The sequence below is a fragment of the Mumia flava genome (assembly GCF_002797495.1).
GTDB classification, from domain to species: Bacteria; Actinomycetota; Actinomycetes; order Propionibacteriales; family Nocardioidaceae; genus Mumia; species Mumia flava.
In genome coordinates, this window is record NZ_PGEZ01000005.1 from 1 (window position 1) to 25,122 (window position 25,122).

Consider the following 25,122-nt stretch of genomic DNA (forward strand, 5'->3'; position numbering starts at 1 on the left):
CGATCGGGTGCGGCTCCTCGCGCACGACCTCGGCCGGCGCCTTGTCGTCGCGCACCCCCTGGAACCGTGGGTGCCGCAGTCGCCCGGCGTCGGTCCACTCGCTGAACCCGACCTCGACGACGAGCCGCGGCGCGACCCAGTGCGGATGCTCGCGCCGGACCGCGGCGCCGACGTCGTCGACGAACGGGCTCGTCTCGCGCCCCAGCGGCTCGAGCATCGATCCGAGCCGGTCCAGCATGGCCTGGTCGAAGCCGGTGCCGACCTTGCCGGCGTACCGCAGGGCGTCGCCGTCGTAGTAGCCGACGAGCAGCGCCCCGAGACCCTTGCGGCTGCCCTGCCCGGTGGTCCAGCCGCCGACGACGAGCTCCTGGCCGCGGACGACCTTGAACTTCAGCCAGTCCGGAGAGCGCTTCCCCGCCTGGTACGTCGATGCGGCCCGCTTGGCCATCACGCCCTCCCAGCCGGCCCGCTCCGCGTGGTGCAGCATCGCGAGCCCGTGCTCCGCCTCGTGGTCGCTGAACCGCAGCACCGGCCCGAAGGCGAACGCGTCGGCGAGCGCCGCCTTGCGGGTCGTCAGCGCGAGTCCACGCAGGTCGTGGCCGTCGTAGCGGGGAAGGTCGAACGCGTAGTACGCGAGGGTCACGCCGGCGCCGGCGATCGTACGGGGGTCCGTGACGTGCATCCGCTTCTGCAGGTCGGCGAAGCTGGTCTGCTCGCCGCGCATCGCGCACAGCTCGCCGTCGACCACGAAGTCGGTCGCGGTGTCGAAACCCGCGAAGGCCTCGACGATCTCCGGGTACTGCGCGGTGACGTCGTTGTGGTTGCGCGAGTACAAGCGCACCCGGGCGTCCTCGCGGATCGCCATCAGGCGTTCGCCGTCCAGCTTGCGCTCGAAGACCCAGTCCGGATCGTCGAACCGACGTGACGTGAGCGTCGCGAGCATCGGTGCGATCCACAGCGCCATGGGACGACAGTACGGCGGGCGGAGCCGTACGGCCCGCGGCGTGCGTCGAGGACCCGACCCGGGCGCGGTCTCGATGAGAACACGTTCATCCGCGCCTCATGGTGCCCTCACGCGGCGCCGAGAGGCTGGGTCCGTCGTGAGAGAGACCACGCGACGAGCCACCGAGTGAACACCGAGTGAAAGAGAGCTGGGACATGACGACCATGCGACGGATCACCGCCACCCTGGGGGCCGGGGCGCTGCTCGCCGCACCCTTGACCGTCCTGACCGCCGCGCCTGCCAGCGCCGATGCGGAGCGGGACCGGGAGTTCCGCGTCGCGGGCGCGGAGGTGGACTTCTCGGTCGAGAAGGACGACGGCCGTTTCGAGATCGACGTCGACCTCGATGACGCTCGCCCGGGGAGCCGCTGGAAGATCGTGCTGCGGCACGACGGCAAGCGGTTCCACAAGCGGGTTCACCGCGCCGACCGCGACGGTGACATCGACATCGACAAGGTGCGGCGCAACACCGCGGGCAAGGACGTCTTCAAGCTGAAGGTCAAGAAGATCGGCGGGCCGAAGAAGGTCCGCACGATCCGCATGCGCTGACGCGCCGTCGACGCACGCGCGACACGTCGGCACGGCACGGGCGGGCCCCGGGCCGTGCCGATGCCACGCGTGGGCCCCGACGCCACGTCGTACGAGGATGTGTCGGTGCGCGGCGCTAGATTCGAACACATGCTCGACAGCCCAGCCGGCACGCCGACCGCCACCGACACGGGTGTGGCGTCGACCGCGTTGAGCCTCCTGGATGCGCTCGAGCGGCGCGTCGCCGCCGAGCTCGCCCGGGCGCGTGAGGCCGTCACTGCTGCGGCCGAGCCGCACCTCGCCCAGGGTGCTGGTGAGGTCGAGCTGATCGCCGCGTGCGAGACGGTCGTCCGGATCGCCCAAGGCCACCAGCACGACGCCGTGTCTTCGCTCCGTGCGCGACGCGAGGCCGCCGACCCCGCACGCTCCGAGCCTCGCCGGCGCGCCCGGGATCGTTCGCTGCGGGCGGAGGTCGGGATGGCCCGCGGCATCGGCAACGGCGCCGGCCAGCACCACCTCGACGTCGCGTCCGCCCTGCGCGACCACCCCTGCACCCACGGACTGCTCCGCGACGGACACATCAGTGCCGCGGTCGCCGCTGCCGTCGTCGGCGAGACCCAGGCCCTCGACCTTGCCCGCCGCGCCCGCGTCGACCAGCTGATCGCCACCTCCCTGCCCGGGGCGACACCCCGCGAAGCGGCCGCGATCGCGCGCCGCCACGTGCTGGCACTCGACCCCGCCGGCGCCGAGGCCCGGGCCCGCGCGGCCCGGGCCACGCGACACGTCCGCCTGCGTCGTCGCCCTGACGCAACGGCCGAGCTGACGGTCCGCGGAGGCGCCGAGCAGATCGTCGCGGCCTGGCGACGCCTCGCTCGCGACTCGGCCCTCGCCAAGGCCCGCGGAGAGCGCCGCGCCGGCCCAGGTGGCAGCTCTCGCTCGGGTGAGACCCCGGGCCCCCGCGGCGCCCTGGGATCCGGTGCCGCCGCTGAGACCGGTGCCGCCGCTGGGTCTCGTGCCGCCGCTGGGTCTCGTGCCGCCGCTGGGTCTGGTGCCGCCGCGGGGTCTGGCGGCAACCCGGTCGAGGCCCGGCCGACCGTGCGGCAGCTGATGGCCGACCTCGCACTCGAGGCGCTCACCGGCACGGCTGTCGCAGCCGATGGGTCCTCACCCGCGACCCCGGTCGAGGTCGGCCTGCTGATGCGGCCCGAGGTGCTGTTCGGCACGGAGGACACCCCGCCCGTCCTCGACGGGTACGGCCCGATCCCCGCCGCACTCGCCCGCCGACTCATCGACCGCGACACCACGTGGCTGCGGCGGCTGTTCACCGACGACCGCGGGGATCCGGTCGACAGCGACCCCCGGCGCCGACGGTTCCCTGAGCGCCTCGCGCGCCTGATCCGCGCGACCGACGGGCACTGTCTTCGTCCCTACTGCGACTGCGACATCACCGACATCGACCACACCCGCGCCCACGCCCGTGGCGGCCCGACCACCCAGGACAACGGCGCCGGCACGTGCGAGCACGACAACCTCCTGAAGGAGGGGCGCGGGTGGCGCGTCCGCACCTCGGTTCCCCAGGCCGGCGACGGGTCCGTGCCGCAGCAGATCAGCTGGACCACCCCGACCGGACACTCCTACGTCGCCGACCGTCGACACTCCGGCAACCGCGGCCCGACCCTGATCGCCGTCCGACGACCGCGCCGCGAGCTCACGACGCTCGAGGAACACCTGCACGACGTGATCGCCCGCCATCGACCCCGCCGAGAGTGACCCCGCCGCACGGAACGCCGCCAGGCCCGGCAGGTGTGACTCGGGCCCGGCAGGTGTGGCTCAAGCCCGGCAGCGTGACTCGGGCCCGGCGGCGTGACTCGGGCGCAACACCCGGGTGCTAGCCTGGCAGCACGGTGTGAGCGCGCTCACACCCGACGTCCTCAGTCCCACCACCCTCGGGACCGAGGACGCCGCTTCAGACACGCCGGTCGCGGCGACCCCGACGACCGTCCAGACCCTGAGGAGACAGCCGTATGGCCGACTTCGCCGACCCCGAGCTGGTGCAGCTTCTGACGCCCGAGGGCGAGCGCATCGAGCATCCCGACTACCGCTTCGACGGTGACGACGAGACGATCGCCGGCTTCTACCGCGACCTCGTGCTGTCCCGTCGGATCGACACCGAGGCCACGGCCCTGCAGCGGCACGGCGAGCTGGGCATCTGGGCCTCGCTGCTCGGCCAGGAAGCCTCGCAGATCGGATCCGGTCGTGCGCTGGCTCCGCAGGACTTCGTGTTCCCGACCTACCGCGAGCACGGTGTCGCGTGGTGCCGCGGACTCGACCCCGCCGCGCTGCTGCATCTGTTCCGGGGTGTCGACCAGAGCGGGTGGGACCCCGCTGCCTACAACTTCGGGCTCTACACGATCGTGATCGGGGCCCAGACGCTGCACGCTACCGGCTACGCGATGGGTGTCCAGCTGGACGATGCCGTCGGCACCGGTGAGCAGGGTCGCGACACGGCCGTGGTCGCGTACTTCGGTGACGGTGCGACCAGCCAGGGTGATGTCAACGAGGCGTTCGTCTGGGCGAGCGTGACGAACGCACCGGTCGTCTTCTTCTGCCAGAACAACCAGTGGGCCATCTCCGAGCCCACGACCCGCCAGACCCGCGTCCCGCTCTACCAGCGTGCGGCCGGCTTCGGCTTCCCCGGTGTCCGGGTGGACGGCAACGACGTGCTGGCCGTCCACGCCGTGACCACCGAGGCGCTCCAGCGTGCGCGGGAGGGCAGCGGGCCCAGCCTGATCGAGGCGTACACGTACCGGATGGGAGCCCACACCACCACCGACGACCCGACCCGCTACCGGCACTCCGACGAGGTCGAGCGCTGGAAGCTGCGTGACCCGATCGAGCGGGTGCGTGCCTACCTGCGTCGGGTCCACGCCGTCGACGACGCCTTCTTCGACGACGTCGACGCGGAGGCCGAGGCGCTCGGCGAGCGACTGCGTACGGAGTGCCGCCAGCTGCCCGATCCCGACCCGGCCAAGCTGTTCGACCTGGTCTACGCCGAGCAGACCCCGGAGCTCGCCGCGCAACGCGACGAGCTCGCCGAGTGGCTCGCGACGGAGGTGGCGTGATGACGACGATGACGATGGCGAAGGCGCTGAACTCGGGTCTGCGCCGAGCGATGGAGAACGACGACAAGGTCGTCCTGATGGGTGAGGACATCGGCCGGCTCGGCGGCGTCTTCCGGATCACTGACGGGCTCCAGAAGGACTTCGGCGAGAACAAGGTGATCGACACCCCGCTCGCGGAGTCCGGGATCGTGGGCACCGCGGTCGGGATGGCGCTGCGCGGCTACCGGCCCGTCGTGGAGATCCAGTTCGACGGGTTCGTCTACCCGGCGTACGACCAGATCGTGAGCCAGGTCGCGAAGTTCCGCTACCGCAGCGGCGGCCGTCAGGCGATGCCGATCGTGATCCGGATCCCGTACGGCGGAGGGATCGGCGCCGTCGAGCACCACTCGGAGTCGCCCGAGGCGCAGTTCGTGCATACGGCGGGCCTCAAGGTGGTGTCCTGCTCGAACCCGGCCGACGCGTACTGGATGGTGCAGCAGGCGATCGCGTGCGACGACCCGGTGGTCTTCCTCGAGCCGAAGCGCCTGTACCACTCCGCGAAGGGCGACGTCGACGTCGACGAGCCGCCGGCGCCGTTGTTCGCGTCGCGCGTGATCCGGCCCGGGACCACCGCGACGGTCCTCGCCTACGGGCCGTCGGTCAGCATCGCGATGGGCGCCGCGAGCGCCGGCGAGGCCGACGGGCTCGACCTGGAGGTGATCGACCTGCGCACGCTCTCACCGTTCGACCTCGAGCCCGTGTACGAGTCGGTGCGCAGGACGGGCCGCGCGGTCGTCGTCCACGAGGCGCACCGCACGCTCGGGACCGGAGCGGAGATCGCCGCACGGATCACCGAGGACTGCTTCTACTCGCTCGAGGCGCCCGTGCTCCGGGTCACCGGGTACGACACGCCGTACCCGCCGAGCCGGGTGGAGGAGACGTACCTGCCGGATCTCGACCGGGTGCTCGACGCCGTCGACCGCTCGCTGGGGTGGTGAGCGCGATGGCGGTCAACGAGTACAGGATGCCCGACCCGGGCGAGGGGCTGACCGAGGCCGAGATCATCTCGTGGCGGGTCGCGGTCGGAGACGAGATCAAGGTCAACGACATCATCGTCGAGGTCGAGACGGCCAAGTCGCTCGTGGAGCTCCCGAGCCCGTACGGCGGGGTGGTGCGCGACCTGCTGGTCGCCGAGGGGGACACGGTCGCGGTCGGCACGCCGATCATCGCGGTCGCGGACCCGTCGGACGAGTCTGACGCCCAGGTCGGTCCCGCGGACCGCGCCGCGGGCCAGGCTGCCGTGCAGCAGACGGTCACACCGCAGGCGCAGGAGGCGACCGCCCACGAGCCGGCCACGCACGAGCCGGCCACGCACGAGTCGGCGGAAGGGGCCCCGAACAAGACCCTGGTCGGGTACGGGCCGCGCGAGCAGAGCACGACCCGCCGCCGGCGGCGGTCGCACGCGGGCGCGTCGAACGGTGCGGTCGCCCCCGCGCCGGCCGCCGGGACCCCGTCCCCGCCGGTCGAGGCGCGAGCGGGCGCTTCCTCCCCGCCGGTCGAGGCGCGAGCGGGCGCTTCCTCCCCGCCGGTCGAGGCGCGAGCGGGCGCTTCCTCCCCGCCGGTCGAGGCGCGAGCGGAGCGAGCGATCGAGACCCCCAGCACCATCCGTACGCTCGCCAAGCCACCGGTCCGCAAGCTGGCCATGCTGCTCGGGGTCGACCTGCGGGACGTGCCGCCGAGCGGGTCGAACGGGATCGTCACCCGTGAGGACGTCGAGGCGTACGCCGACCGGACCGGCGCCGTACCTCCGGACGGTGCCGAGTCGGCAGCAGCGGCCACGGCAGCGAGCGGGGCGGCTCCGGCCGCCCAGACCGCGCCGACGCCGGCCACCGACGACCGGATCACCCGCGTTCCGGTCAAGGGGGTCCGCAAGGCGACAGCCGAGGCGATGGTCTCGTCGGCGTTCACGGCACCGCACGTGACGGAGTGGCTGACGGTCGACGTCTCCGCGACGATGGACCTGGTCGAGAGCATGAAGTCCGATCCGTCGCTCGCCGACGTGAAGGTCTCGCCGCTGCTGCTCATCGCCCGCGCGGTGTGCCTCGCGCTGCGCCGTACGCCGTCGATGAATGCCTCCTTCGACGCCGAGCGCTCGGAGATCGTGCTGAAGCACGACGTCCATCTCGGGATCGCGACCGCATCGGACCGGGGGCTGCTCGTCCCGGTCGTCCGCGACGCCGACCGGCTGTCGATGCCCGAGCTGGCGCAGGGGATCGGCGAGAAGATCACCGCGGCGCGGGACGGGCGCATCCCGCCCGAGGACCTGGCGGGCGGCACGTTCAGCATCACGAACGTCGGCGTGTTCGGGGTCGACGCGGGCACGCCGATCCTCGTGCCCGGACAGACCGGCATCCTCGCCGTCGGGCAGATCGCGCGCCGGCCGTGGGTCCTCGGCGACGAGGTCGTCCCGCGGTGGGTCACGACGCTCGCGGTGTCGTTCGACCACCGGGTCGTCGACGGCGCGGACGGGTCGCGGTTCCTCGCCGACGTGGGGAGGCTGCTGACGGACCCGGCACGTGCCTTGACCTTCTGAGCGGGCCGGCGGGTCCCCTTTCCCGCCGGTCGCCGGGTTGCCGGTCCTGGAGGGGTGGCGTCTGCACGCCACCCCTCCAGGTGCGTCCTGGTGTCCGAATCACGTCAGTTCGCGGGATTCCGGCCGTGCGCGACCTCGGCGCTCGCTACGTTGCCTCACAGCCGTGCGGCTCGACCCGTGCGGTCGGAGGGGCTTCGATGTCGGTGCAACCGCAGTCAGCGAGCGCGTACGAACGAGTCGGATGGTTGCTCCGCCAGTGGCGGACCGTCGCAGGCGGAGCGGAGCTGCGACGCCTGCAGCCGTTCGCTGCCCTGCTGACCGAGCAGGGGCACCGTGCCGACGCGTCCCGCGTCAGCCGGTGGGAGTCGGGCCGTCTGCGGGTCCCGGTCCCGGTGATCGAGTCCTACGAGTCCCTGCTCGGGATCGAGCGCGCGACGCTGGTCGCGCTCGCGGAGGGGGTCGCACGCTCGTTCGGCGAGCGGGTCCCGGCCCGCGACACCGAGCCGAGCGGCCCGGCGACGTACGCCGAGGCGCGGGAGCTCGTGCTCGCGGCCGACGCGCGCGGAGCCGACTGGTTCGAGTGGGCCGGCTGGGTCACGCAGACCCCGAAGCGGCTTCCCGAGGGAGCGCTCGACGACGTCGAGGCCCTGGCGCCCCGGCTCGTGAGCGAGTCTGCCCGGGCGGTCGGGATCGGCTACGGGACCCGGTTCGAGGCGCTCCGTCGACTGATCGACGTACCGGACCTGCGCACCGTCGTGATGCGAGCGGTCGGCGCGCACGTGATCGCGTCCGACGCGCAGGCGACCCTCGCCCCGATCATGCTGATCGCCGACGTCCACGCCGAGAAGGCGGTGGACACCCTGATCACGCTGCTCACCCAGCCGTCCGCGCAGATGCAGCTCGGGGCGGTCTGGGGTCTGCGACGCAAGCTGGTCCGGCTCGAGGTGTCTCCGCGGGCCCTGGCGGCGCTCGAGGCGCAGCTCGCGCAGATGCTGTTCGACGCGACCGACGAGGCCACGCTGATCCGGGCCGCGAACCTCATCGACGTGATGCCGCCGGCCGTGGCCGAGCGTCTGCGCCGGGTCCGCCCGGCCCTGTTCGCCGGGCGCTCACGCGGTCCGGCATCGTCGGCCGCGAACCGCGCTGCCGCGCACGCGACGGCGATCCGGGCGGTGGCGGCGCGGATCGAGGCGATCTCCGGCCGCGACCTGGACGCCGTCGGACGCGCGATCGTCGAGGACGCCTACCACGCCGACGACCACGACCTGCGTCACCAGTCCGCTCTGATCCTCTCCCGCAGCCCGTTCGCACCCGCGATCGCGGAGGTCCTGATCGAGCAGACCCATCCGCCCCGTGCCGCCGACGGCGCGACCAGCCTGATGCCGTACCTGGCGGGCAAGCCCGAGCGCGATGCGCTCGTCGCGCGTCTGCAGCGCCCGGACGTCGACGCCCGACCGACCCTGATCGCGCTCGCCCACACCGGCGGTGGGCCCGTCCCGGGCAACGCCGACTTCCTCTCGGCGACCGACGTCGGCGTCCGCAAGGCGGCTCTGTACCTCGCGGGGATGCAGCAGGACCCGCTCCTGCGGAAGCTCGTGAAGGACCCCGACGCCGACGCGGCGCAGCGAGCCGGCGCCTGCTGGTGGCTCGAGCACGGCGGACGCGTCGCCGACGGCGAGTGAGGGCGGGTCTCGATCCTCGCTTCGCTCGGCCTCGACCGGCGGGGTGGTGGGTGTCTCGGCCTCGACCGGCGGGGTGGTGGGTGGCTCCGCCTCGACCGGCGGGGTGGTGGGTGTCTCCGGCCTCGACCGGCGGGGTGGTGGGTGGCTCGGCCTCGACCGGCGGGGTGGTGGGTGGCTCGGCCTCGACCGGGGGGTGGTGGGTGTCAGTCCGAGGATGACCCCGCGTCCACGGCGTCGAGCCACGCCCGGACCTCGTCGTTGTGCTGGCCGAGCCGCGGTGGTGCGCCGGGCGTCGGCCGGGCCCCCGCGTACGGCAGGTCGTCGAGACGCAACGCAGGACCGGGGATGCTGATCGTGCCGAGGCTCGAGTGGTCGACGTCGACGAGCAGGCCCTGGGACCGGGTCTGGTCCCACGAGTAGACGTCGTCGAGCGAGCGCACCTTTCCGGCCGGGACACCGGCCTCGGCGAGCCGCGCGAGCCAGGTCTCCGCGCCCGCGTCGGCGAAGACCTCCTCGATCCGCGCGGTCAGCGCCTCGCGGTTCGCGACCCGCAGCGGATTGGTCGCGTAGTCGGGGTCGGCGACGTCGATCCCGACCAGCGGCGCGAACCGCGCCCACAGACCCTCGCTGCCGACCGACAGCTGGACCGGCGCGTCGGCGGTGCGGAACAGCCCGTACGGAGAGATCGACGGGTGGTGGTTGCCGGCCGCGCGGGGCAGCTCGCCGGCGACCGTCCACCGCGTGCCCTGGAACGCGTGCACGCCGACGATGCCGGCGAGCAGGCTCGTCCGCACGACGCGGCCGACGCCGGTGCTGTTGCGCTCGTGCAGCGCGGCGACGATCCCGTACGCGGCGTTCATCCCGGCGAGCAGATCGGCGATCGGGACGCCGACCTTCGTCGGGTGCTCCGGGTCCGGCCCGGTCATGCTCATCAGGCCGCCCTCGCCCTGTGCGATCTGGTCGTAGCCGGCGCGGGTGGCCTCCGGGCCGTCGTGACCGAACCCGGTGATCTGGCAGATCACCAGCCGTGGGTTGAGCTCGTGCAGCCGCGCGTAGGAGAAGCCGAGCCGGTCGAGCACGCCGGGGCGGAAGTTCTCGATGAGGACGTCGGCGTTGCGGACCAGGCGCGTCAGCAGGTCGCGTCCCTCGTCGGACTTGAGGTCGGCGGTCACGGAGCGCTTGTTGCGGTTGCAGGACAGGAAGTACGTGGACTCCTGGGCGTCGCCGTCGCCGTCGCTGTGTCCACTCACGAAGGGAGGCCCCCACTGGCGGGTGTCGTCGCCGGTCGGCGACTCGACCTTGATCACGTCGGCACCGAGGTCGCCGAGCATCATCGCGGCGTGCGGCCCGGCGAGGGCTCGGGTGAGGTCGACGACGACGACGTCGGACAGCATGGGTGCTCCTTCGGCTCGGCGGTTCGGCGGCGATCGTACGCTCCGGCGGCCGTACGGCCCGGCGTCGGATCCACCCCGTACGGACGGGACCATCGTCGCAGCGGGCCGCCTCGGGCCGTACGGCGAAAGGTGCCAAACCGGGTGGTTCCGCGGTGTTCGGACCCGCCTGGCATCATGTATGCAACATGTGTGCAGCGACGAACCTGACCCGAGCCTCCGCGGCGGACCGCGCCTACGCGGCAGTCAAGCGCTCGATCCTGTCCGGCGAGACCGGCGCGGGGGACGAGCTCGGGGAGGTCGCGCTGGCCGAGCGGCTCGAGTGCTCCCGGACTCCGGTACGCGAGGCTCTGCAACGACTGCAGAGCGAGGGGCTCGTCCGGATCTACCCCAAGCGCGGCGCCATCGTCGTCCCGGTGACCGCGGCCGAGGCGGACGCGGTCTGGGAGGCCCGTGCCCTGGTCGAGCAGTGGGCCGCCCCCCGGGCCTTCGAGCACGGCACCGCGATCGCCGCCCGGCTGCACGCCGACGTCGACGCGATGGAGCTGCACCGCGCGGTCGGCGACGTGGTCGCGTTCACCGAGGCGGACCGTGCCTTCCACGAGGTCGTCGTGGACGCCGCGCACAACGAGCACCTCACCCGGCTCTACCGCAGCCTGCGCGAGCGCCAGCTGATGATCAACGCGACCGCCATGACCCTGTCGCCCGAGCGGATGGACGCCGCGATCCGCGACCACCGCCGGCTCGCCGAGCTGATCGCGACCGACGACCTCGACGCATTCGTCGCCCTGACCGCATCGCACGTCGCGAGCGCACGGCACGCGATCGACGGGGACGACGGATGATCGCCACGGCAGCACGCCGGCTGGGCCTGCGGCGCAGCGCGACCGCGGTCTGGCTGGTCGCCCTCCTCGTCTACGTGCTCGCCGTCTTCCACCGGTCCTCGCTCGCCGTCGCCGGGCTCGCGGCGACCGACCGCTTCGACATCACCGCTGCTCAGCTGTCGGCGTTCACGGTGCTTCAGCTCGTGGTCTACGCCGGCATGCAGATCCCGGTCGGTCTCGCGCTCGACCGATGGGGCCCGCGCGCGGTGATCTTCGCCGGAGTCGTGACGCTGTCGGTCGCCCAGACCGTGTTCGCGCTCGCGGACTCCTACCCGCTCGCCGTCGGCGCGCGGATCGCGGTCGGCGCCGGGGACGCGATGGTGTTCGTGTGCGTCCTGCGTCTGGTCAACACCTGGTTCGAGCCGCGCCGCATCCCGCTGATGACCCAGCTGACCGGCATCAGCGGGCAGGCGGGCACGATCGTCGCGGCAGCGCCGATGACCTGGGCCCTGCACACGCTCGGCTGGACCACCTCGTACCTCGTCACCGCCGCGGTCGGGCTCGTGCTCGCCGCCGCCCTGCTCGCCGTCGTCCACGACCGGCCCGGTGCCCGCAACGTCCGCGGCCCCGAGCTGGAGCTGCGCGGCATCGGGAGCCGGATCCGGACGGCCTGGTCGGACCCCGGGACGCAGCTCGGCTTCTGGACGCACTTCTCGACACAGTTCAGCGGCACGATGCTCGCGCTGCTCTGGGGGTTCCCCTTCTTCGTCCGCGGCGAGCACACCTCGCCGGCGTTCGCGTCGGCGCTGCTGACCATCCTCATCCTCGCCACGATGGCGGCGGGCCCGGTGATCGCGTGGCGGACCTCGACGCGGCCCGAGCGCCGCACCCGCCTGGTCCTGGGGATCGTCATGGCGATCGTCGCGGTGTGGTCCGCGGTCCTGGCATGGCCCGGGGACGCGCCCTCCTGGCTGCTCGTGCTTCTCGTCGTGGTCGTGGCGGTCGGTGGACCGGGCTCGCTGGTCGGATTCGACTTCGTCCGGACGTACGGCGTGCCGGAGCGCCTCGGCCTCGCGACCGCCGTCGTGAACATGGGCGGATTCATCGCGAGCCTCTCGACGGTGCTGGCGATCGGTGTGGTGCTCGACCTGCTGACGTCCGGCGGTTCGCAGGCGTACCCGACGGACGCGTTCCGCTGGGCGATGGCGGTGCAAGCCGTCCCGTGGCTGATCGGGGCCGTGCAGATCTGGCGGCACCAGCGCAAGCTCGACCGGCTCCCACCGGCGTCGTCGCGACCACGACGCAACGAGCTGCAGCGCGTTCCGGCGTCCTGAGACCGACCGAGCTCGACCGACCGCTCTGTGACGGCTACGACTGCTCTGTGACGGCTTCGACCGCTCTGTGACGGCTACGACGACGCGGCGAAGCGGACGAGGCCGACCACGTTGTGCGACGGGTCCGCGACGAAGGCGAGAGCGCCGACGTCGGGGATCTGCGTCACGTCCATGACGATCTCCCCGCCCGCTCCGATCACGCGGTCGAGCGCGGCCTCCAGGTCGTCGACCGCGATCGTCACCTCCGGGCCGGTCGTACGGATGCCCGGGAGGAGCTCGCGACGCTGCTGGACCGCAGCGATCAGCTCCGCCGACGCCGGGATGTGCGCGCGGGAGAACCCCGGTGGCCCCCAGGGCTCGAACGACCAGCCGAGGACGGCCTCGTAGAACGCCTGCGTCGTGCCGTCGTCGTCGGAGTTGAACGCGAGGTGGGCCACGTATCCGTCCACCGCACCAGCATCGTGCAGGTGCCCGGGGAGCGCCAGGGGACGGGCGTCACGACATCCCGGTCCGCCGGGCAACGGTCGTGTCGAGACGCACGTACGGGCGAAGCGCCGCGACGCGGATCAGTCGCGGGTGGTGAAGGCGCGGAGCACGGCCGCGACGGCGGCGAGCAGAGCGACCCCGATGCCGTAGACGAGCGTCGTGGTCCCGAGACCGGCGGGTTCGACGGCCATGCCGGCGATCGTCGCGGGCACTCCCAACGAGAGGTAGGAGACCACGAAGATCGCAGCGAACACCTCGCCTCGCTCGGCCGGCGGGATCGCCGGGACGATCGAGCGGAGGACGCCCATGAACGCGGTCCCGAAGCCGGATCCGGCGACCACCACGGCGAGCAGGAACGCGACCAGCGGCCCGAGGCTGATCGCGATCAGCGTGAGGGCGGTGCCGACCGCGAGCGTCGTCGTGCCGTACAGCGTGATCCGCCGCGGCGACCAGTCCCGTACCAGGAAGCACGAGAGCGCCCCGGTCCCGGCGAGCGCCGCGATCGCGAGGCCCTGCCACGCGTGACCGGTGCCGCCGAGCTCGTGCGAGACGACCAGCGGGGTGAGGGAGAGGTAGAGGCCACCGGTGGCCCAGCCTGCGAGCAGCGCCGGGAAGCTGAGCAAGAACAGCGGTCGGACCGCGGCGGGCAGCGCGACCCGGGGCAGGAGGGAAGCGGCGAGGCCGGCATGGCGCGGGGCGGTCTCGGGGACGCTCCACGCCGCGAGCGCGAGGGCGAGGTACGCGATCGTGAGCCCGCCGAACACCTCGGCCTCGGCGGCGCCGGGGCTGACGTCCAGGACGAGCCCGGCCGCCAGAGCCCCGCTCGCGAGGCCGGCCAGCGGGGAGACGGTGTTCCAGAGGGCGGCACTGTCGGGGTGGTCAGGAGACTCGAAGTCGACCACCGCCGCCGAGAGCGTCGACAGCAGGAGCGCGCTCGCCACACCCTGGACGGCACGAGCCAGGAGGAGGACCGACACCGTGTCGGCGTGCCAGAACAGCACCACGCTCAGGGTGAGCAGGACGAGCGCTCCGCTGATCACGGGCCGGCGACCGACGTGGTCGGACACGGAGCCGAGCACGAGGAGGGTGGCGAGCAGCGTGATCGCGTAGACCCCGAAGATCGCGGTCGACGTCCCGGGCGAGTAGCCGAGCCGCTCCTGGAGCACCGGGTAGAACGGGGAGGGCGCGCTGGCTCCCGCCATCATCACGGTGGCGGTGGCGACCGCGAGCACGAACCCGAGACGCGCCCGCGGCGGAGCGGCCGTCGGGCTCGGCGCGGTGGTCGTGGTCATCGGGTTCCTCTGCGGTGACGATGCGGGGAGGTTCGAAAACTGTCGAACCTTTCGGCAGGGTACTTCCGACCGGCAGCAAGGTTCAACTACGATCGAACCATGGTGTCCGGGCAGACGCTCTCCCACCCCTCTCGCGACGAGATCCGCTTGGCCGACGTGCTGTTCGCACTCAGCGACCCCGAACGGCTCGCGATCGTGCGCCAGGTCGCCGACGGGCCGCTCGACATGGCCGAGTGCGTCCTCACGAACCCTGACATGCCGAAGTCGACGAAGTCGCACCTGATGAAGACGCTGCGCGAGGCCGGTCTGATCCGCAACGAGCCCCAAGGCCGGGGACGACGGCTCACGCTGCGGCGCGAGGACCTCGACGCACGGTTCCCGGGTCTGCTCGACTCCGTGCTCCACGCGGCCTCCGTCGCCGGCTGACCGGCGACGCAGCCCTACGCCGGCGCGAAGTCCACGTGGGCGGCCCGCTCCGACGCGGCCCACAACGCGGCGGCCTGCTCCGTGTCGCGCGCAGCCGCGGTCATCCCCACGAGCCTCGGTGCCCCCCGCATCTGACGCATCCGCGACGGCCCGACGTACGACCCTCCGGGCAGCCCGGGCTCGGTCGCGGCCCGCTCCAGCGGCCACGCGCCGGCGTGCGCCGGCTGACTGACGATCCTCGTGACGAGGTCGACCAGCCGGGTCTGGAGCGTGACGCCCCCGAGCTGCGGACCGGTCGTCTGGAGGTTGGTGTGCGCGTATCCGGGATGAGCCGCGACGCTCGTCACCGGTGCGCCCGCGGCTCGCGCACGCCGGTCGAGCTCGAGCGCGAACTGGAGGTTCGCCAGCTTCGACTGCGCGTAGACCGACCAGCGTTCGTATCGCCCGAGCGGTGCGCCGGGCTCGAGGCCGCGCAGATCGATCCGGCGCGCGAAGGTGTGCATCAGCGACGACACCGACACGACCCGCGCGGACGAGTCGACCAGCCGCGGCCACAGCCGCGCGGTGAGCGCGAAGTGCCCGAGGTGGTTCGTCGCCATCTGGAGCTCGTAGCCCTGGGCCGAGCTGCGCTGCGGCGTCGCCATGATCCCGGCGTTGTTCACCAGGACGTGGATCGGCTGGCCGTCCGCGAGCAGCGTCTCGGCCGCCTCCTCGACCGAGTCGAGGTCGGCGAGGTCGAGCTGCACGGAGTCGAGGGACGCGTCGGGGAGCTGCGTACGCAGGTCCGTGAGCGCGTCGTCGACCTTGGCCAGGTCCCGCCCGGCCGCGACCACCTCCGCACCGTGCTTGGCGAGCTCGTACGCCGTGGACCAGCCCAGTCCACCGGTCACGCCGGTGACCACGGCCCGGCGTCCGGAGAGGTCGCCGATGTCGTCGGTCGTCCAGGTCGGGGGGACGCTCACGGCGTCACGGCGAGGTTGGCCAGCACGGCGCCCGCCAGGCGCTGGTCCCCGGTCCACGACAGGGTCGCCGGACGCAGTGCTCGCCGGCCCGTCGCGAGCGTGATGAACGTGTCCACGTCCAGCTCCAGCGTCACGTCCGGCTCGGCCGGTGGGCCGTCGAGGGGCCGCGCACGTCCGTCGTCGGACACCCCCACGGCGATCGTCCGGGCGACGTCGCCGGTGATCTCGAGGACCACGGTGGTGCCCGGGTCGGCGCCGACGCGCTTGCCGACCACGAAGGGGATCGCCATCGTGAACACCTGGGTGACGATCTGGGCCGCGGCTCCGTCGTAGCCGCCCGGCCGACCCACCGCGCGACGGATGTCCTGCTCGTGGACCCACATGTCGATGACGCGGTTGCGCAGCAGGACCTCCCAGGTCCAGCCGGAGCCACCGGGGCTGTGGTCCGCGGGCGAGGCCGGCTCCGTCGGGGCGGGGGCCAGCGCCTTGCGGCGGGCCTCGACGGCCTCGGCCAGCTCGTCGACGAGGCCGACGGTGCTGACCTCCGCACGCTGCGCGACCCCGGCCTCGACGTAGGCGCTGCCCATCTCCGCTCCGGTGATCACGACGTCGGACGGCCCGTCGCCGCCGGCCAGCTCGGCCTCGACGGCCGCCAGATGAGCAACGACCTCCCGTACGCGCCAGCCCGGGCAGCCGGTCAGGGTCCCCCAGTCGGTGTCGGAGAGCTCGCGGAGGAGAGCGACCGTCCGGTCGGCGGACTCCGCCCAGGCATCCACGAACAGCTGCAGGGGGTTCGATGTCGTCTCAGTCACCTGCGTCAGCCTAGGCGGCGGACGTGACGCGCGGGTAGGCCCTCTCGTCCTGCGTGGCCGCACGGTCCCGGCCCGCCCCGTACGGAGCGCATCGCCCCGTGCACCGCGTACGGCGGGGACGCCCGATCCGCCCTACCGTGGTGTCATGCCGACCATCAGCCGGACGTTCGACGTCGCCGTCCCGCCCGCCGCGGCGCTGGAGTACCTCGAGGACTTCGCGCACGCCCAGGAGTGGGACCCGGGGACGCAGCGGTGCGTGCGCAACGACGACGGGCCGATCGGCGTGGGGTCCAGCTGGTTCAACGAGTCGAAGATCTACGGCGTCAGCACGTCCCTCGAGTACACCCTGCAGGAGCGCACGGACGAGAGGCTCGTGTTCGTCGGCGTCAACAAGTCCGCGACCTCCACCGACCGGATCACCGTGACGCCGAACGGCGAGGGCTCACGGATCACCTACGTCGCCGAGATCGAGCTCAGCGGGCTCACCCGGTTGATGGACCCGGTCATGAAGGTCGTGTTCGAGCGGATCGGCGACGAGGTCGTCCGCGACATGACCGCTGCACTCGAGCGCCTGACGCCGAGCCGGTAGCCAGGCGGGCCCGGCCTCGACGGGCTCGACCGGCGGTGCGTCCCTCGACCGGCGGTGCCGACTCAGCCGGTGGTGGCGGCCTTCGCCTCGCGGGCGAGCACGAGCATCCGCTCCTCGATCGTGGCCGGGACGGCGTCGATCTCCGCGTCGACGTCGGCCTCGCGCAGGACGCGCGCGATCTCGTCGCGATCGGCGTCGGCGACCCGGACCGCCCGGCCGTCGAGGATCACGGCGGCGCCGGAGGCGTTCAGCGCCGCGAACGCCGCCGCCCAGTCGCCGGTCCGCACCGCGAGCGCCCGGGTCGATCCGATCACGTCGGCCTCGCTGCCCTGCGCGACCAGGCGGCCGCCTGCCATGAGCAGCAGGCGGTCGCACTGCTGCGCCTCCTGCATGTAGTGCGTCGTCACGAGCACACCGACGCCCGCGTCGGACTGCCCGCGGATCGTGTCCCACAGCCGCGCCCGGGAGAGGGCGTCCACGCCCGAGGTCGGCTCGTCGAGCAGCACCGCCTCCGGCGCGTGGGACAGCGCCGCGAGGAACGCGATCTGGCGCTGCGTGCCGAGCGGGAGGTCACCCACCAGCACCCTCGCGAACGCGGAGAGCTCGTCGGGCAGCGGCGGGACCGCGCTTCCGTACGTGGCGGAGACGAACTCGAGGTTCTCCCGCACGGTCATGTCGCGATAGAGCCCGAGGTTCTGCGGGACGTAGCCGACCCGGCGTCGGCGCGCACGGCTCGGGGAGCCGCCGAGGATCCGGGTCCTGCCCTCGGAGGTCGGGAGCAGCCCGAGGAGCATCCGCATCAACGTCGTCTTGCCCGCGCCGTTCGCGCCGAGCAGCCCGACCACCTCGCCGGCCTCGACGTGCATCGAGACGTCGTCCACCGCGGTGAACGACCCGAACCGCCGGGTGACGTCGACGGCTTCGATCACCTGGCCGGTCGCGCTCGCCGTCACGACGCGCCGCCCTGTCCGTCCGGCGTGCCCGGCTCGACCGAACCGGCCAGCGAGAGCGCGATCACGATGTCCTCGAGGTCCGGGTCGACGACCGCGAGGTCGTGCGGTGGATCGGCGGCGGGCCAGTACTCGTGCCGCTCGCGTCCGCGTCGCCACGACCACGCGGGCCGCGTCGCGTCCGCGGCGCGGGTGATCGTCCCGGAGAAGCCGGCGCGCACCTCGTCGTACGATCCCTGGACCAGCACGGAGCCGCCGTCGAGGACCACGAGATGCGCCGCACGCTCGGCCTCGTCGAGATACGTCGTCGACATCACGACCGCGGTGCCGGCCGCGGCGGCCTCGGAGATCAGGCGCCACAGGTCGATCCGGCTGACCGGGTCGACGCCGGTGCTGGGCTCGTCCAGCACGACGAGCTCGGGCTGGTGCGCGATGGCCATGCAGAATCCGAGCTTGCGCCGCATGCCGCCGGACAGCTGGGACGCGAGCCGGTCGGCCGCCCCCGTCAGCCCGGCGGTCTCGAGCAGCTCGGTGCGGCGCTTCTCCAGCCGGTCGCCCTCGAGGCCGTACGTCCGGGCGGCGAAGTCGAGATTCTGACGAACGGTGAGCGCGGCCCAGCTCCCCGCCGACGCGGGGAGGAACCCGATCTGCGGCTTCGCGGGGGAGCGGACGCGCCCCGAGTCCGGCACGACCTCGCGGACCAGGGCGCGCAGGGCGGTCGACTTGCCCGCGCCGTCGCCGCCGACGAGCGCGACCACCGATCCTGGCGGTGCCGCGACGGTCACGTCGTCCAGCGCGCGGACCTCGCCGTACGACACCGTGACGGCGTCCAGACCGAACGTCACGGCGCGCTCTCCCTCGGCGTCGTGCCGGCCTCGGCACTGTCCGCGCCGTCGTCCGCCACTCCGTCTTCGGCCGCTCCGTCGCCCGCCGCTCCGTCGTCGGACGCAGCGTCGTCGGAACCGCTGCCGTCGGAACCGCCGCCGGGGGCGAGGTCCCGCCGGAACCGCAGGGTCGCGGCCGTGAACACGACGACCGCCATCACCGCGAGGATGACGTAGGCGTACCACATCGACTCGAGGGAGGCGCCGCGGAGCATCGTGCCCTGGGAGATGATCGTGAAGTAGGTCAGCGGGAGCAGGTAGCCGATCCAGCGGACGCCCGCCGCCATCGCGTCGAGCGGGAAGATCATCCCGGACAGCAGGATCTGCGGCAGCAGCACGAACATCGCGGTCTGGATCGCCTGCCCGGCGGTGTTCGAGACGGTCGAGATCAGCACACCGAGACCGAGCACGACGAAGAGGAAGATCGCGGCACCGAGCGCGAACGTGACGACGTTGCCGTTGAACGGCACGTCGAACAGCACGATCCCGAGGACCGTCACGACGATCATGTCGAGGCCGGCGAGCAGGAAGTACGGGGTGATCTTGCCCAGGATGACCGTGCTCGGCTTGATCGGCATCACCGCGAGCTGCTCGAGCGTGCCGGCCTCACGCTCCCGGACCAGCCCGATGCTCGTGATGATCGTGCCGATGAAGGTGAGGATCAGCCCGATGATCGCGGGGACCATCACCCACGACGTCTTGAGGTCGGGGTTGTAGAGGACGTCGGTCTGGACCGAGTCGCCCATCTTGTTGAGCGCTGCCACGGCCGACTGGGCGGCGAACAGGTTCGATCCGTCGACCAGCGCGACCATCGGCTGCTCGCCGGTGACGAACGCGACGTCGACGGTGTTGTCCTGGAGCAGCTGCTCGGCGTCGGCCTTGTCGTCGCCGGACTCGGTCACCTCCACGTCGAAGAGGCCCGGCAGCTGCGACGCGACCTTGGTCGCCTGCGGTCCGACCACGGCGGTCTGCACGTCGGAGACGTAGAAGTTCGCGGCGTAGCCGAAGATGATGAGGAACAGCAGCGGCAGGGCGATCAGCATCGCGAGGGTCCGGCGGTCGCGGACGAGCTCGCGGAACTCCTTGACGATCATCGCTCTCACGCTCGTCACGCTACGGCGTACCGTGGTCGTGGTCAACAGGTGTTGAAGCAGGTCGCAGGCGTGTCGCGGATCAGTCCACGAGCAGTGCGTGCAGCGCGGGAGCGATGGTGACGACCACCTCGTCGAGCGTCATCGAGGCGAGTGGCTCGGTTCGCAGCACGTAGCGGGCGGTGGCGATCCCGAACAGCTGGGCACCGACGAGGTTGAGTCGCTCCGGGCGCACCGTCGTCTGCCGGGCCAGCAGCCGGCCCTCGAGCATCTGGCGCACGATCTGCGCGGCGACCGGCGACGACAGGGCGGATCGGGCGACCGACAGGAGGGTGAGCGACGTCTGGGGAGCCTCCCAGGCTCCGAGGTACGCGCGGGCGAGGCGCTCCGCGAGCCCGTCGCGCGGCCCCTCGAGGGCGGCCGCGACCCCGTCGATCAGCGCCGAGGCCTGATCGAGCGTGGCGGCGAACAGCGCGTCCTTGGTGCGGAAGTAGTGCATCACGAGCGCGGGGTCCACGTCGGCCTCGGCGGCGATCGACCGGATCGTCGACCCTGCGTACCCGTGCCGCGCGAACTGCTGGCGCGCCGCCTCCAGGATCGCGGTCTGCCGATCGGCGTTCACGCCTCGACCCTAGCCGCGCGGACCCCCGGGTACGCGCTGGCACACTGGTGCGGTGAACGGCTCGACCCTGCCCCGCGTCCGCGCTCCCGAGCTCGTCGGCCGTGGCTGGCTCAACACCGGCGGCGCGGCGTACGACATCGCTGACCTGCGCGGACGCTTCGTCCTGCTGGACTTCTGGACTTTCTGCTGCATCAACTGCCTGCACGTCCTGGACGAGATGCGGCCGCTGGAGGAGAAGTACGCCGACGCGCTGGTCGTGGTGGGCGTGCACTCGCCGAAGTTCGAGCACGAGGCCGACCCGGACGCGCTGCTCGCGGCGGTCGAGCGGTACGGCGTGCACCACCCGGTCCTGGACGACCCGGAGCTCGTGACCTGGCAGGCCTACACCGCGCGGGCGTGGCCGACGCTCGTGCTCGTCGACCCCGAGGGCTACGTCGTCGCGCAGTACGCCGGGGAGGGCCACGTGCACGCGATCGACGCGCTGCTCGAGGAGCTGGTCCCGCACTACGAGGAGCGCGGGACGCTGACGCGCGGCGCCTCCCCGTACGTCCCGCCGGTCGAGGAGCCCGGCGACCTGCGCTTTCCCGCGAGCGCGGTCCGGCTGCCGGAGGGCTCTGTGCTCGTCGCCGACGCCGGCCACGGCGAGCTCGTCGAGCTGGACGCGGACGGGTCGACGGTCCAGCGGCGGTACGGCGGGTTCCGCGAGCCCAACGGCCTCCTGCTGCTGCCCGACGAGGTCCGGCGCGACCTCCCGTACGACGTGGTGGTCGCCGACACCGTCGACCACCGCCTGGTCGGGCTCGCGCTCGACGACGGGAGCACGACGGTGCTCGCGGGCGACGGGCGCGCGTGGATGCAGGGCGACGGCACCACCTCGCTGTCGTCGCCGTGGGACGTGGCGTGGTGGCGCGACCGCGTGTGGATCGCGATGGCCGGGATCCACCAGCTCTGGACGTACGACCCGCGCACGGGCGTCGTCGCCGTGGCCGCGGGCACGACGAACGAGGGTCTGGTCGACGGGCTGCCGGCCGAGGCGTGGTTCGCCCAGCCGTCGCGGCTGGCTCCGGACGGTGACGTGCTGTGGGTCGCGGACTCGGAGACGAGCGCACTGCGCCGCGTCGTGGTCGACGGGACGGGCCGCCACGGGGGCAGCGTCGGCGACGACGACCTCCGGGTCGAGACGGTGATCGGGTCCGGGTTGTTCGACTTCGGCTTCACCGACGGACCGGCCGCCGACGCGCTGCTCCAGCACCCCCTCGGTGTCGCGGTGCTGCCGGACGGCTCGGTCGGCATCGCCGACACGTACAACGGAGCGGTCCGACGCTACGGCCCGACCAGCGGCGTCGTGAGCACGCTCGCCACCGGGCTCGCGGAGCCGTCGGGGCTGCTCGTGGGTGCCGACGGCCGCTCGGTCCTCGTGGTCGAGTCCGCGGCGCACCGCCTCGTCACCGTCCGGCTCGACGCGACCGCGACCGCGTCGGGCTCGTCGCACGTCACCGGCCGACCCGTCACCGACGTGGCGCCCGGTGCGGTGGAGCTGGTCGTCGCCTTCACGCCGCCGCCGGGGCAGCATCTCGACGACCGGTTCGGCCCGTCGTCGCGCCTGGTGGTGACCGCGACCCCGCCGGCGCTGCTGCGCGAGGGAGAGGGGAGCGGGACCGACCTGCGCCGCCGGCTGGTGCTCGATGCGGCCGTCGGCGACGGGGTGCTGCACGTCGCGGCGATGGCCGCATCCTGCGACGACGGCGACGCTCCCGGCGCCGCCTGCCACGTGCACCAGCAGGACTGGGGCGTGCCCGTACGGCTGGTCGAGGGTGCCGACGCGCGCATCGATCTGCCGCTCGGAGGCGCGTCCTGAATTCGCGCTTGACCCTGACGTAGCGTCAACCCTCGATGCTGTTCGCATGACCACGCAACCAGCCATCGAGATCGCCGGGCTCGAGAAGTCCTTCGGCGAGCTGACGGTGCTCCGGGGGGTCGACCTCGCCGTCGCCCCGGGGAGCATCTACGCACTGCTCGGCTCCAACGGAGCGGGCAAGACCACGACGATCACGATCGTCTCCACCCTGCTCGCCGCCGACGCCGGCACAGCCACGGTGTGCGGCTTCGACGTCGCGACCCAGCCCGCGCGCGTGCGCGAGTCGATCAGCCTGACCGGACAGTTCGCGGCGGTCGACGAGATCCTCACCGGCCGCGAGAACCTCGCGCTCGTCGCTCGGCTGCGGCGCGTCCCCCAGCCCCGCGCCGTCGTCGCGGAGCTGCTCGTACGCTTCTCGCTCACCGACGCCGCCGACCGACGCGTCGGGACGTACTCCGGCGGCATGCGGCGTCGGCTCGACATCGCCATGAGCCTGATCGGCGACCCGCCGGTCGTGTTCCTCGACGAGCCGACCACCGGGCTCGACCCGCAGGCACGGATCGAGGTGTGGCAGGCCGTCAAGGAGCTGGCCGCGAACGGCACGACCGTGCTCCTCACCACCCAGTACCTCGAGGAGGCCGAGCAGCTCGCCGACCGGATCGCGATCCTGCACGAGGGACGCATCATCGCCGACGGGACGCTGGCGGAGCTGAAGCAGCTGTTCCCGCCCGCGGAGGTCACCTACGTCGAGAAGCAGCCGTCCCTCGAGGAGATCTTCCTCGCCATCACCAGCACGAGCGACAACAGCCAGGAGTCACGATGACCACCCAGTTCCTCGGCGACACCGCCACCCTCACCGGCCGGTCCTTGCGTCACGTGGGGCGCAGCCCGGACACGATCATCACCACCGCGGTGATCCCGATCGCGATGATGCTGCTGTTCGTGTACGTCTTCGGCGGGGCGATCGACACGGGCACCGAGGAGTACGTCGACTACCTGCTCCCCGGGATCCTGCTCATCACGATCGCGTCCGGCATCTCCTACACCGCGTACCGGCTCTTCCTGGACCTCAAGGGCGGCATCGTCGCGCGGTTCCAGTCGATGCCGATCGCACGGTCGGCGGTGCTGTGGGCCCACGTCCTGACCTCCGTGGTCGCGACGACGGTCTCGCTCGTCGTCGTCGTCCTCGTCGCTCTGCTCATGGGCTTCCGTACGGGCGCCGGTGTGCTCGCGTGGCTCGCCGTCGCCGGCATCCTCGGCCTCTTCACGCTCGGGCTCACCTGGCTCGCCGTGATCCCGGGCCTGACGGCCAGCTCGGTCGAGGGCGCCAGCGCGTTCTCGTACCCGCTGATCTTCCTGCCGTTCGTCAGCTCCGCCTTCGTGCCGACGGACTCGATGCCCGCGCCCGTCCGGGCGTTCGCCGAGCACCAGCCGGTGACGTCGATCGTCGACACGATCCGGGCGCTGTTCGACGGGCAGCCGGTCGGCAACGACGTGTGGGTCGCGCTCGCGTGGTGCGTGGGGATCCTCGTCGTCGCCTACGCTCTGGCCGTGTCGACGTACCACCGCAAGATCGCCTGAGGGGAGGCCGGAGTGCTCACGATCAGCCAGCTCGCGTCGTACGCGGGGGTGACGGTGCGGGCCGTGCGGCACTACCACGCGAAGGGTCTGCTGCAGGAGCCCGACCGTGACCACTCCGGCTACCGACGCTACGACGCCGCCGCCGTGGTGGACCTGATCCGGATCCGCACTCTGGCAGGCGCGGGTGTGCCTTTGTCGCGCGTCAAGGAGCTGCTCGACGCGGACGACGAGGAGTTCGCCGCCGCGGTCGCCGACATCGACAGGCGTCTGCGCGCGGAGATCCGCGAGCGACAGCGGCACCGGACGCAGATCGCCCAGCTCGCGGCGGGGGAGAGCCTCGCGCTCCCGCCCGAGGTGGTGGCGTACCTCGACCGGCTCCGCGCGCTGGGCATCCCGGAGAAGATGGTCGTGGGCGAGCGGGACGCATGGATCCTCGTCGCGGCCCAGCTGCCCGACCAGATGGCGACGATGATGGCGCTCAAGTCGGCGCAGCTCGACGAGCCGATGGTGGTCGACCTCTACCGGGACCTCAGCGAGGCGATCGAGTGGAGTCCCGACGATCCGCGGCTGCCGGTCCTGGTCGACACGCTCGTCACCAGCATCAGCTCGAGCGACCAGTCGTGGGACGACCACGAAGAGGAGTTCGCGTTCTCCGACGAGCTGGTCGACCTGCTCGACACCGTGTTCCTGGAGTCGGTGCCGATCGCGCCGCGCGTGCTGGAACTCCTCGAGGAGCGGGGCTGGACAGGGTGGACGAAGCTCGAGCGGATCGCGCCGGACCCGGCGACGACGGAGCAGGTCACGCGGCCTTCGCGAGCCGCTTCTTCGTGACCTTCTTGCCGTCGACGCGGACGAGGCGACGCTTCTTGACGGTGTAGCCGTCGGGGAGATTGCCGTCCTTCAGCATGCGGATCGGACACCGGCCGCAGCGGGACTTGGACACGCAGCACTCGATCTTGGGCAGCTTCTTCTTGCCCTTCGTGCTCTGCTTCTTCTTCCCCACGCGGGGGATGCTACGCGACCTAGGTAAGCCTAACCAACCCGCCCGTCCGCGATGCGGGCGATCCGGGGAAGAAGCGGAGGAGTGATTCCTCCCCGGACTGCCCGGATCGCG

At 72.4% G+C, this 25,122-nt stretch carries 25 protein-coding genes; 14 read left to right on the forward strand and 11 right to left on the reverse strand.

Features of this window, described 5'->3' with window-relative positions:
- Window positions 1-964, reverse strand: a 964-nt coding sequence (gene ligD / locus CLV56_RS20255) for a non-homologous end-joining DNA ligase (protein ID WP_100415603.1), incomplete at its 3' end; no start/stop codon positions are given.
- 194 nt (window positions 965-1,158) lie between these two features.
- On the opposite strand from ligD, the gene CLV56_RS20260 reads away from it, so the two are divergent.
- From CLV56_RS20260 to CLV56_RS20285, 6 genes are all read left to right on the forward strand, one after another.
- On the forward strand, window positions 1,159-1,551 hold the full coding sequence (locus CLV56_RS20260; RefSeq protein ID WP_157805243.1) for a hypothetical protein: 393 nt from the start codon (window positions 1,159-1,161) through the stop codon (window positions 1,549-1,551).
- A 129-nt stretch (window positions 1,552-1,680) separates the two neighbouring features.
- Window positions 1,681-3,300 carry an HNH endonuclease gene (locus CLV56_RS20265; protein WP_100415605.1) on the forward strand — a complete coding sequence of 540 codons (1,620 nt, stop codon included), beginning with the start codon at window positions 1,681-1,683 and terminating at the stop codon, window positions 3,298-3,300.
- Between the two features lie 254 nt (window positions 3,301-3,554).
- On the forward strand, window positions 3,555-4,652 hold the full coding sequence (pdhA, locus tag CLV56_RS20270) for a pyruvate dehydrogenase (acetyl-transferring) E1 component subunit alpha (protein WP_100415606.1): 1,098 nt from the start codon (window positions 3,555-3,557) through the stop codon (window positions 4,650-4,652).
- On the forward strand, window positions 4,652-5,629 hold the full coding sequence (locus CLV56_RS20275; protein ID WP_100415632.1) for an alpha-ketoacid dehydrogenase subunit beta: 978 nt from the start codon (window positions 4,652-4,654) through the stop codon (window positions 5,627-5,629). The genes pdhA and CLV56_RS20275 overlap by 1 nt, the downstream gene beginning before the upstream one ends.
- Before the next feature lie 5 nt (window positions 5,630-5,634).
- Window positions 5,635-7,224: a dihydrolipoamide acetyltransferase family protein gene (locus tag CLV56_RS20280; RefSeq protein ID WP_100415633.1), complete on the forward strand. Its 1,590-nt coding sequence runs from the start codon at window positions 5,635-5,637 to the stop codon at window positions 7,222-7,224.
- 197 nt (window positions 7,225-7,421) lie between these two features.
- Window positions 7,422-8,906 (forward strand): hypothetical protein, encoded by a 1,485-nt coding sequence (locus tag CLV56_RS20285; protein WP_157805244.1) that lies wholly within the window; start codon window positions 7,422-7,424, stop codon window positions 8,904-8,906.
- Between the two features lie 203 nt (window positions 8,907-9,109).
- Here CLV56_RS20285 and CLV56_RS20290 read toward each other — a convergent pair whose 3' ends face one another.
- Window positions 9,110-10,300 carry a CaiB/BaiF CoA transferase family protein gene (locus CLV56_RS20290; RefSeq protein ID WP_100415608.1) on the reverse strand — a complete coding sequence of 397 codons (1,191 nt, stop codon included), beginning with the start codon at window positions 10,298-10,300 and terminating at the stop codon, window positions 9,110-9,112.
- Window positions 10,301-10,485: 185 nt separating this feature from the next.
- On the opposite strand from CLV56_RS20290, the gene CLV56_RS20295 reads away from it, so the two are divergent.
- Window positions 10,486-11,142, forward strand: a complete 657-nt coding sequence (locus CLV56_RS20295; protein ID WP_100415609.1) for a GntR family transcriptional regulator — start codon at window positions 10,486-10,488, stop codon at window positions 11,140-11,142.
- Window positions 11,139-12,455, forward strand: coding sequence for an MFS transporter (locus tag CLV56_RS20300; protein WP_100415610.1), 1,317 nt, complete (start codon window positions 11,139-11,141; stop codon window positions 12,453-12,455). The genes CLV56_RS20295 and CLV56_RS20300 overlap by 4 nt, the downstream gene beginning before the upstream one ends.
- Before the next feature lie 74 nt (window positions 12,456-12,529).
- On the opposite strand, the gene CLV56_RS20305 is transcribed toward CLV56_RS20300, so the two are convergent.
- Together CLV56_RS20305 and CLV56_RS20310 are read right to left on the reverse strand one after the other, a co-directional pair.
- Window positions 12,530-12,904 carry a VOC family protein gene (locus CLV56_RS20305; protein ID WP_100415611.1) on the reverse strand — a complete coding sequence of 125 codons (375 nt, stop codon included), beginning with the start codon at window positions 12,902-12,904 and terminating at the stop codon, window positions 12,530-12,532.
- Window positions 12,905-13,021: 117 nt separating this feature from the next.
- A complete protein-coding gene (locus tag CLV56_RS20310; protein WP_100415612.1) occupies window positions 13,022-14,233 on the reverse strand; it encodes an MFS transporter in 1,212 nt (403 codons plus the stop codon).
- A 99-nt stretch (window positions 14,234-14,332) separates the two neighbouring features.
- Between CLV56_RS20310 and CLV56_RS20315 the strand changes: the two genes are divergently transcribed.
- Window positions 14,333-14,659: an ArsR family transcriptional regulator gene (locus tag CLV56_RS20315; RefSeq protein ID WP_100415613.1), complete on the forward strand. Its 327-nt coding sequence runs from the start codon at window positions 14,333-14,335 to the stop codon at window positions 14,657-14,659.
- A gap of 14 nt (window positions 14,660-14,673) precedes the next feature.
- Here CLV56_RS20315 and CLV56_RS20320 read toward each other — a convergent pair whose 3' ends face one another.
- Together CLV56_RS20320 and CLV56_RS20325 are read right to left on the reverse strand one after the other, a co-directional pair.
- Window positions 14,674-15,621: an oxidoreductase gene (locus tag CLV56_RS20320; protein ID WP_100415614.1), complete on the reverse strand. Its 948-nt coding sequence runs from the start codon at window positions 15,619-15,621 to the stop codon at window positions 14,674-14,676.
- Window positions 15,618-16,433 carry a maleylpyruvate isomerase family mycothiol-dependent enzyme gene (locus CLV56_RS20325; protein ID WP_157805245.1) on the reverse strand — a complete coding sequence of 272 codons (816 nt, stop codon included), beginning with the start codon at window positions 16,431-16,433 and terminating at the stop codon, window positions 15,618-15,620. The genes CLV56_RS20320 and CLV56_RS20325 overlap by 4 nt, the downstream gene beginning before the upstream one ends.
- A 145-nt stretch (window positions 16,434-16,578) precedes the next feature.
- Between CLV56_RS20325 and CLV56_RS20330 the strand changes: the two genes are divergently transcribed.
- Window positions 16,579-17,022, forward strand: coding sequence for an SRPBCC family protein (locus CLV56_RS20330; RefSeq protein WP_100415616.1), 444 nt, complete (start codon window positions 16,579-16,581; stop codon window positions 17,020-17,022).
- A 62-nt stretch (window positions 17,023-17,084) separates the two neighbouring features.
- Here the strand turns inward: CLV56_RS20330 and CLV56_RS20335 are convergent, their stop codons facing one another.
- The 4 genes from CLV56_RS20335 to CLV56_RS20350 all read right to left on the reverse strand — a co-directional run bounded on the left by CLV56_RS20335 (window position 17,085) and on the right by CLV56_RS20350 (window position 20,569).
- On the reverse strand, window positions 17,085-17,975 hold the full coding sequence (locus tag CLV56_RS20335; RefSeq protein ID WP_211288246.1) for an ABC transporter ATP-binding protein: 891 nt from the start codon (window positions 17,973-17,975) through the stop codon (window positions 17,085-17,087).
- Entirely contained in the window at window positions 17,972-18,817 is an 846-nt protein-coding gene (locus CLV56_RS20340) for an ABC transporter ATP-binding protein (RefSeq protein ID WP_100415617.1), read from the reverse strand. Before CLV56_RS20340 ends, CLV56_RS20335 begins: the two co-directional genes overlap by 4 nt.
- The gene (locus CLV56_RS20345; protein ID WP_245858014.1) at window positions 18,814-19,950 is read right to left on the reverse strand and encodes an ABC transporter permease; all 1,137 of its coding nucleotides are present in this window, start codon (window positions 19,948-19,950) and stop codon (window positions 18,814-18,816) included. Before CLV56_RS20345 ends, CLV56_RS20340 begins: the two co-directional genes overlap by 4 nt.
- 79 nt (window positions 19,951-20,029) lie before the next feature.
- Complete coding sequence (locus CLV56_RS20350) at window positions 20,030-20,569, reverse strand: TetR/AcrR family transcriptional regulator (protein ID WP_100415618.1); 540 nt, start codon at window positions 20,567-20,569, stop codon at window positions 20,030-20,032.
- 52 nt (window positions 20,570-20,621) lie between these two features.
- Between CLV56_RS20350 and CLV56_RS20355 the strand changes: the two genes are divergently transcribed.
- From CLV56_RS20355 to CLV56_RS20370, 4 genes are read left to right on the forward strand one after another with little or no spacing between them, the layout of a single operon-like run.
- The gene (locus CLV56_RS20355; RefSeq protein ID WP_100415619.1) at window positions 20,622-22,427 is read left to right on the forward strand and encodes an NHL domain-containing thioredoxin family protein; all 1,806 of its coding nucleotides are present in this window, start codon (window positions 20,622-20,624) and stop codon (window positions 22,425-22,427) included.
- Window positions 22,428-22,473: 46 nt separating this feature from the next.
- Window positions 22,474-23,250: an ABC transporter ATP-binding protein gene (locus CLV56_RS20360; protein ID WP_100415620.1), complete on the forward strand. Its 777-nt coding sequence runs from the start codon at window positions 22,474-22,476 to the stop codon at window positions 23,248-23,250.
- Entirely contained in the window at window positions 23,247-24,008 is a 762-nt protein-coding gene (locus CLV56_RS20365) for an ABC transporter permease (RefSeq protein WP_100415621.1), read from the forward strand. The genes CLV56_RS20360 and CLV56_RS20365 overlap by 4 nt, the downstream gene beginning before the upstream one ends.
- 12 nt (window positions 24,009-24,020) lie before the next feature.
- Window positions 24,021-24,839: a MerR family transcriptional regulator gene (locus CLV56_RS20370; RefSeq protein ID WP_100415622.1), complete on the forward strand. Its 819-nt coding sequence runs from the start codon at window positions 24,021-24,023 to the stop codon at window positions 24,837-24,839.
- On the opposite strand, the gene CLV56_RS20375 is transcribed toward CLV56_RS20370, so the two are convergent.
- On the reverse strand, window positions 24,808-25,011 hold the full coding sequence (locus CLV56_RS20375) for a hypothetical protein (protein WP_100415623.1): 204 nt from the start codon (window positions 25,009-25,011) through the stop codon (window positions 24,808-24,810). The two genes, CLV56_RS20370 and CLV56_RS20375, sit on opposite strands and share 32 nt — an antisense overlap.
- Window positions 25,012-25,122: the final 111 nt, after the last annotated feature.

Excerpts from the sequence above, each read along its gene's own strand:
- CLV56_RS20275 (WP_100415632.1), top strand. The coding sequence starts at position 4,652 with ATGACGACGATGACGATGGCGAAGGCGCTGAACTCGGGTCTGCGCCGA.
- CLV56_RS20330 (WP_100415616.1), top strand. The coding sequence starts at position 16,579 with ATGCCGACCATCAGCCGGACGTTCGACGTCGCCGTCCCGCCCGCCGCG.
- CLV56_RS20315 (WP_100415613.1), top strand. The coding sequence starts at position 14,333 with ATGGTGTCCGGGCAGACGCTCTCCCACCCCTCTCGCGACGAGATCCGC.
- CLV56_RS20285 (WP_157805244.1), top strand. The coding sequence starts at position 7,422 with ATGTCGGTGCAACCGCAGTCAGCGAGCGCGTACGAACGAGTCGGATGG.
- CLV56_RS20300 (WP_100415610.1), top strand. The coding sequence starts at position 11,139 with ATGATCGCCACGGCAGCACGCCGGCTGGGCCTGCGGCGCAGCGCGACC.
- CLV56_RS20345 (WP_245858014.1), bottom strand. The coding sequence starts at position 19,950 with ATGATCGTCAAGGAGTTCCGCGAGCTCGTCCGCGACCGCCGGACCCTC.
- CLV56_RS20365 (WP_100415621.1), top strand. The coding sequence starts at position 23,247 with ATGACCACCCAGTTCCTCGGCGACACCGCCACCCTCACCGGCCGGTCC.
- CLV56_RS20265 (WP_100415605.1), top strand. The coding sequence starts at position 1,681 with ATGCTCGACAGCCCAGCCGGCACGCCGACCGCCACCGACACGGGTGTG.
- CLV56_RS20360 (WP_100415620.1), top strand. The coding sequence starts at position 22,474 with ATGACCACGCAACCAGCCATCGAGATCGCCGGGCTCGAGAAGTCCTTC.
- CLV56_RS20280 (WP_100415633.1), top strand. The coding sequence starts at position 5,635 with ATGGCGGTCAACGAGTACAGGATGCCCGACCCGGGCGAGGGGCTGACC.
- CLV56_RS20290 (WP_100415608.1), bottom strand. The coding sequence starts at position 10,300 with ATGCTGTCCGACGTCGTCGTCGTCGACCTCACCCGAGCCCTCGCCGGG.
- CLV56_RS20295 (WP_100415609.1), top strand. The coding sequence starts at position 10,486 with ATGTGTGCAGCGACGAACCTGACCCGAGCCTCCGCGGCGGACCGCGCC.
- CLV56_RS20260 (WP_157805243.1), top strand. The coding sequence starts at position 1,159 with ATGACGACCATGCGACGGATCACCGCCACCCTGGGGGCCGGGGCGCTG.
- CLV56_RS20310 (WP_100415612.1), bottom strand. The coding sequence starts at position 14,233 with ATGACCACGACCACCGCGCCGAGCCCGACGGCCGCTCCGCCGCGGGCG.
- pdhA (WP_100415606.1), top strand. The coding sequence starts at position 3,555 with ATGGCCGACTTCGCCGACCCCGAGCTGGTGCAGCTTCTGACGCCCGAG.